General features: G+C 64.1%; 5 protein-coding genes and 2 pseudogenes. 2 read left to right on the top strand and 5 right to left on the bottom strand.

Translation table 11 applies throughout. The annotated features are described in order from the left end of the window. A pseudogene (locus FS320_RS37180) lies at window positions 1–142 on the top strand (ATP-binding protein); the annotation flags it as partial. A gap of 45 nt (window positions 143–187) precedes the next feature. Here FS320_RS37180 and FS320_RS37175 read toward each other — a convergent pair. Then, window positions 188–1,021: a cation diffusion facilitator family transporter gene (locus FS320_RS37175; protein ID WP_152717331.1), complete on the bottom strand. Its 834-nt coding sequence runs from the start codon at window positions 1,019–1,021 to the stop codon at window positions 188–190. Window positions 1,022–1,120: 99 nt separating this feature from the next. After that, entirely contained in the window at window positions 1,121–2,395 is a 1,275-nt protein-coding gene (locus FS320_RS37170) for a dicarboxylate/amino acid:cation symporter (RefSeq protein ID WP_152717330.1), read from the bottom strand. 197 nt (window positions 2,396–2,592) lie between these two features. On the opposite strand from FS320_RS37170, the gene FS320_RS37165 reads away from it, so the two are divergent. Continuing rightward, a complete protein-coding gene (locus FS320_RS37165; protein WP_244627629.1) occupies window positions 2,593–3,696 on the top strand; it encodes a serine hydrolase domain-containing protein in 1,104 nt (367 codons plus the stop codon). Here FS320_RS37165 and FS320_RS37160 read toward each other — a convergent pair. The 3 genes and pseudogenes from FS320_RS37160 to FS320_RS37150 form a co-directional block, all read right to left on the bottom strand. Further along, a pseudogene (locus FS320_RS37160) lies at window positions 3,697–4,418 on the bottom strand (LrgB family protein). It abuts the gene before it with no gap. Then, window positions 4,411–4,812 carry a CidA/LrgA family protein gene (locus tag FS320_RS37155; protein WP_152717328.1) on the bottom strand — a complete coding sequence of 134 codons (402 nt, stop codon included), beginning with the start codon at window positions 4,810–4,812 and terminating at the stop codon, window positions 4,411–4,413. The pseudogene FS320_RS37160 and the gene FS320_RS37155 overlap by 8 nt, the downstream one beginning before the upstream one ends. Window positions 4,813–4,875: 63 nt before the next feature. Next, window positions 4,876–5,393 (bottom strand): sigma-70 family RNA polymerase sigma factor (locus FS320_RS37150; RefSeq protein ID WP_152717327.1); only part of this gene is annotated, 518 nt, incomplete at its 5' end.

The raw sequence follows: 5,393 nt of genomic DNA, 5'->3' as shown, positions 1-5,393 counted from the left end.
GAACAAGAGCATCCGGGAGTGGACCGAGCTGCTGGCCGGCGACGAGGTGCTGGCCACGGCCATCCTCGACCGCCTGCTGCACCGAGCGCATGTTCTCAACATCAAGGGGCGCAGCTATCGCCTGCGGGATCTGGAGGAGGCTCTCCAGCGGGCTCACGCTTGAGCCGTCGTAAAACTGGATGTCGCCTTATCTCGTAAATCTCGGTGTCGCTTGACAATCGTCCGCAAAATCGGCACTCAATGCGGCAACCACCTGCTGCGGACCGAGGTGCACCGTCATGACACCGTTAGCGCGCTCTACGGCCGGATCGGCCTGAGCGATGGCGAGGATCGACCTCTGCACATCGGGGTGCGCCGCCTCGCCGATCAGCAGCCCTTTCGTCTCCCGCGCCAGCATCAGCGCGGTCAGAGCCAGAACGAGGCCGATGCCGATTGAGGCAAGTCCATCGAGTTCGGGCTTCTCAAGATAGTGGGCTGCGGAAATGCCGATAAAGGCGATGGTCAGTCCAATGAGCGCAGCACTGTCCTCGAACAGAACCGTGAAGGTCGTCGGATCCTTGCTTTCTTTGACGGCTTGGAAGTAGCCAAGCGATCCCTTCGCCCGGCGGAACTCCTTCATCGCCACCCACCAGGATCCGCTCTCGAAGACGAAGGAAAGCGCCAGCACCACATAATTGACGGTCGGATCCTCGACCGGCGAAGGATCGCGCATGTGGACGACGCCTTCATAAAAGGACACGCCCGCTCCGAGAGCAAAGACGAGCAGCGCGACGATGAAGGTCCAGAAATAGATCTCGCGGCCGTATCCGAAGGGATGCGCCGGATCGGGAGGTCGAGAGGCACGGCGCAGGCCGTAGAGCAGCAGCAGTTCGTTGCCGGTATCGACGAGGGAATGCACGCCCTCGCTGAGCATGGCGGAGCTTCCCGTCCAGGCCGCCGCCGCGAACTTGGTGACTGCAATCAGCAGATTGCCCGCCAAGGCCGCGTAGACGACTTTCCTGGAAGAATGCTGGGATGCCATACGCACGATGCTCCAATAGGAGCAGAACGACGGCGCATGGCTTCAGTTTCACGCAAAAGGACCCGGCCGGATCCGCTGAATCCGGCCGGATCGATGCTTTTACTCGGCCGCGACCAGAACCGCCTGGCCGGCCGGAGTATGCGTCTCGACGGCGCCGTCATAGACGGTCTGATCGAGAATGCGCTCCTCCTTGGCGACGATGACCGGCACGAGGATCTGACCCGTCACGTTGGTCATGGTGCGCATCATGTCGACGACGCGGTCGATGGCGATGATGTAGCCGATGCCTTCGAGCGGCAGGCCCGCAGTGCTCAGGGTCAGGGTGAGCATCACGATGGAGGTGCCGGGCACGCCAGCGGTGCCGAGCGAACCCAGGACCGCCGTGAGGCCGATGAGAATGTACTGCGTCAGCGAGAGATCGAGGCCGAAATACTGCGCGATGAAGATCGACGCGATGGCGGGATAGATCGCCCCGCATCCGTCCATCTTCACATTGGCGCCGAGCGGCACGGCGAAGCTCGCATAGCTCTGCGGCACACCGAGCTTCTCGACCGCGACACGCAGGGACATGGGCAGCGTGGCGAGGCTCGACGAAGTCGCGAAGGCCATCTGCATCGCCGGCGCGGCACCGCGGAAGAAGCGTCCGACCTTGAGGCCGTGCAGCTTCAGGAGGCCGCCATAGACGACCACGATGTGGAACAGACAGGCGAGATACATGGCCGCGATGAACTTGCCGAGCGGCAGGAGCGAGGCCAGGCCATAGCGCCCGACGACCCAGGCGATCAGGCCGAAGGTGCCGATGGGCGTGAGCTGCAGCACCCAGCGCGTGATGCGGAAGACCACGGTTGCACCCTGATCGACCAGATTGCGGATGCCGGCAGTCTTCTCGCCCAGGGACACGAGGGCCGCGCCCACGATGCCGGCGAAGAAGAGCACCTGCAGCACGTTGGTGTCCGCCATGGCCTTGATCGGGTTCGTCGGCACGATGCCGATCAGCACTTCGAGCGGCGTCGGGATCGTGCGCGGCTTCACCTCGCCGAGCGGCAGGTTCGAGAGGCCGAGACCCGGATCGATGAGGTGGCCGAAGGCGATGCCCACCAGCACGGCGATGGCCGAGGTGGCGATGAACCAGAACAGGGTGCGCAGGCCCAGGCTTGCCACGTTGCCCGCTTCGGCCAGCTTCGCCACGCTGGACGTGATGGTGAAGAACACGAGCGGGATCACGATCATCCGCACGAGGTTCAGGTAGAGGTCGCCCAGAGGCTTGAACCAGACAGCAGCCTGCGCTCCGGCCAGCACGCCCGCCAGGATGCCGAGGACAAAGCCCACGGCGACCCGCTGCCAGAGCGGGCGGGTAAACCACGATTTCAACATGTGGATTGCCTTGTATTTACGAATTTGACCGCAAATAAGGGATTGGCGGACAAAGCGCAAATGTCGCCCACGCAATGGAGGGGGCGTACTGCCGCATGGACGGCCGGCGCTCACGATGCCGTGTGAGGGTGTTGCTCCTCCGGAACGGTCATCCATCTCGGTTCTTGTCCGACGGCAACACGATGTCAGCACTCTTCATGCGTCTCCTCTCAAGCTTCGCTCGACGCACAGCCGGTTTGGCTCTTCTCCTCATGCTGACCGGCACTGTCGGCGCATCCGACCAGCCCGCCTCCCCTCCACCGGCGTCCGCGCCCAATGCCGGGCTGATCGAGGAGACGGTCGAGCGTGCCAAGGATCTTCCGAACCTCCGCTCCCTGATCGTGTCCCACAATGGAAGCATTCTGGCCGAGCGGGCCTTCGGAGGCGCGCGGCTCGACCGTCCGACGAACACCAAGTCCGCTTCGAAGACGATCATGTCGGTTCTGGTCGGCATCGCCATCGACCGCGGCGTTCTGCAGGGCGTCGATCAGCCGGTTGCGTCGGTTCTCGCGCAAAGCATCCCCTCCGAAGCCGATCCTCGGATCAGGCAGGTCACCATCGGCCATCTGCTGTCCATGCAGGCCGGATTGGAGCGCACCTCGGGCCGCAATTACGGCGCCTGGATCGGCAGCGACAACTGGGTCCGCTACGCCCTCTCGCGTCCCTTCGTCGACGAGCCCGGCGGACGCATGCTCTATTCGACCGGCAGCACGCATCTTCTCTCCGCCGCGCTGACGCGGGCTTCGAAGCGCAGCACGCTGGAGCTGGCGCGCGACTGGCTCGGCGACCCGCTGGAGATCGACATCGCGCCCTGGACGCGCGATCCGCAGGGCATCTATCTCGGCGGCAACGAGATGGCGCTCTCACCGCGTGCTCTCTGGCGTTTCGGCGAGATGGTTCGTCAGGGCGGAACGATCGAGGGCAAGCGCGTCGTGTCGGAGAACTGGATCAAGGAATTGTGGACGCCGCGCACCGTCTCGCCCTTCACGGGCGATGCTTACGGCTATGGCTGGTTCATCCGCGAGATGCGCGGGCACCCGGTCTACTATGCCTGGGGCTTCGGCGGACAGATGCTCTACGTCATTCCGGGTCTCGGCCTGTCCATCGTCATGACCTCCAATCCGACCGCGCCGTCGCGGGAGGACAATTACATCGGGCAGCTTCACGCCCTCGTGGCGGACGGCATCGTTCCCGCCTTCCTGCCAAAGCCGGATGACGAGACCGGCAGCATCGGCGCGGGCGACCGGAAGCCCATACCCTGATCAATCCAGCAGAAGCGCCAGGACAAGCGGCAGAAGCAGTGCGGTGACGAGCGCATTGAGCCCCATGGCGATGCCGGCGAAGGTGCCGGCCAGCGAATGGACCTGAAAGGCGCGTGCGGTTCCGATGCCGTGCGAGGCGAGCCCCACGGCAAAACCACGGGCGCGCCAGTCCTTCATGCGCAATGCGTTCATCAGCGGCGTGACCATGATCGAGCCGATGACGCCGGTGAGCATGATCAGGATGGCGGTGAGCGCCGGATCGCCGCCCAGGGTTTCCGTGATGCCCATGCCCACCGGAGCGGTGACGGATTTCGGCGCCAGCGAGATGAGGATGGGATCGGGAATGCCGAAGAGCTGAGCGACGGCGACGCCGACACGATGGCCGTCACGGATCCCACCACGAGCGCCACCATCATCGGCACGATGGAGCGCAGCACGATGCGCCGATTCTCGTAAAGCGGGATGGCGAGCGCAACGGTCGCGGGACCGAGCAGGAAGTGCACGAATTTCGCGCCTTCGAAATAGACCGGATAGGACGTGCCCGTGCCCCACAGCACGAGGGCAACGGTCACCACGGAGATCAGCACCGGATTGCACAGGGGATGCCGCTTGAAGGCAAGCGAGATGCGATCCGCGATCACATAGGCACCGAGCGTCACCACGAGCCAGAGCAGCGGGGTCTGCGAAAGATAGACCCAAAGGGAGAAGGCCTGATCAGTCACGGGATCGGTCCTCCTCGCCTGCCTCCATCGAGGAGCCGCTGAGGCGCGACACCACCACGAAGGCCACGACCGTCACGACCAGGGTCACGAAGGTCGAGACCACAAGCGCCACGGCAAGACCCACGCCATATTCCGCCACCACATCGAGCCGCTGCACCACGCCGACGCTGGCCGGAATGAACAGCAGCGAGAGATGGGCGAGCAATCCCTTCCCTGTCGAGTCGAGCACCCTGCCGAACTCAGGGATCTTCGTCCTGATCCGGTCGCGCAGGCTCAGGAAAACGAGCAGAAAAAGCATTCCCAGAACAGGACCGGGGAGCGGCCATCCGAGCCCGCGAGCGACCACCTCGCCCAGGAGCTGGCACAGAAGAATGATGGTGAGGCTGACGATCATGGACGATATATAAACGCAAAAGGCGGGCCCCGAAGCCCGCCTTTTGCATTCGTTCGCATTCGATCAGTTATCGAGGAAGCTTCTGAGCTTCCGGCTCCGCGAGGGGTGCTTCAGCTTGCGCAGGGCCTTCGCCTCGATCTGGCGGATACGCTCGCGGGTCACGGAAAACTGCTGGCCGACCTCCTCGAGGGTGTGGTCGGTGTTCATGCCGATGCCAAAGCGCATGCGCAGCACGCGCTCCTCGCGCGGCGTGAGCGAGGCGAGAACGCGCGTCGTGGTCTCGCGCAGGTTCGACTGGATCGCCGCGTCGATGGGCAGGATCGCGTTCTTGTCCTCGATGAAGTCGCCGAGATGCGAATCCTCCTCGTCGCCGATGGGCGTCTCGAGGGAGATCGGCTCCTTGGCGATCTTGAGGACCTTGCGCACCTTCTCCAGCGGCATGGCGAGCTTCTCGGCCAGCTCCTCCGGGGTCGGCTCGCGGCCGATCTCGTGCAGCATCTGGCGCGAGGTGCGGACGATCTTGTTGATCGTCTCGATCATGTGCACCGGGATGCGGATCGTGCGGGCCTGGTCGGCGATCG

Source organism: Microvirga tunisiensis, assembly GCF_009296175.1.
Lineage (GTDB): Bacteria > Pseudomonadota > Alphaproteobacteria > Rhizobiales > Beijerinckiaceae > Microvirga > Microvirga tunisiensis.
Note: the sequence above shows the minus strand (reverse complement) of the source record. Positions and strands in the feature narration are given on the sequence as shown.

Bases quoted from the DNA above. Each gene is read 5' to 3' on its own strand.
- FS320_RS37175 (WP_152717331.1), bottom strand. From the start codon at position 1,021: ATGGCATCCCAGCATTCTTCCAGGAAAGTCGTCTACGCGGCCTTGGCG.
- FS320_RS37170 (WP_152717330.1), bottom strand. From the start codon at position 2,395: ATGTTGAAATCGTGGTTTACCCGCCCGCTCTGGCAGCGGGTCGCCGTG.
- FS320_RS37165 (WP_244627629.1), top strand. From the start codon at position 2,593: ATGCGTCTCCTCTCAAGCTTCGCTCGACGCACAGCCGGTTTGGCTCTT.
- FS320_RS37155 (WP_152717328.1), bottom strand. From the start codon at position 4,812: ATGATCGTCAGCCTCACCATCATTCTTCTGTGCCAGCTCCTGGGCGAG.